Here is a 291-nt window from a genome sequence, read left to right as displayed (position 1 = left end):
CCGTAAAACAGCATGTACAATCAAACGACGATACACCTAAAAGTATGTTAAATCCTGAGTATACTTTTGATACATTTGTAATCGGAAGTGGAAATCGCTTTGCCCATGCCGCTTCCCTTGCAGTAGCAGAAGCACCCGCCAAAGCATATAATCCTTTATTTATTTTGGAGGAGTTGGACTCGGGAAAACACATTTAATGCATGCCATTGGCCATTATGTCATTGATCATAATCCAAGTGCCAAAGTGGTCTATTTATCATCCGAAAAATTCACGAATGAATTTATTAATTC

The 291-nt window shown here is 38.1% G+C and carries 1 pseudogene; it reads left to right on the top strand.

From position 1 onward, the window contains the following. Positions 1-44: 44 nt before the first annotated feature. A pseudogene (locus AOA60_RS00130) lies at positions 45-291 on the top strand (DnaA/Hda family protein); the annotation flags it as partial.

The organism is Pseudomonas sp. 2822-17 (assembly GCF_002742485.1).
Classification (GTDB): domain Bacteria; phylum Pseudomonadota; class Gammaproteobacteria; order Pseudomonadales; family Pseudomonadaceae; genus Aquipseudomonas; species Aquipseudomonas cyclaminis.
The sequence above is the reverse complement of the archived record's forward strand: the minus strand, read 5'-3'. Positions and strand labels throughout refer to the sequence as shown.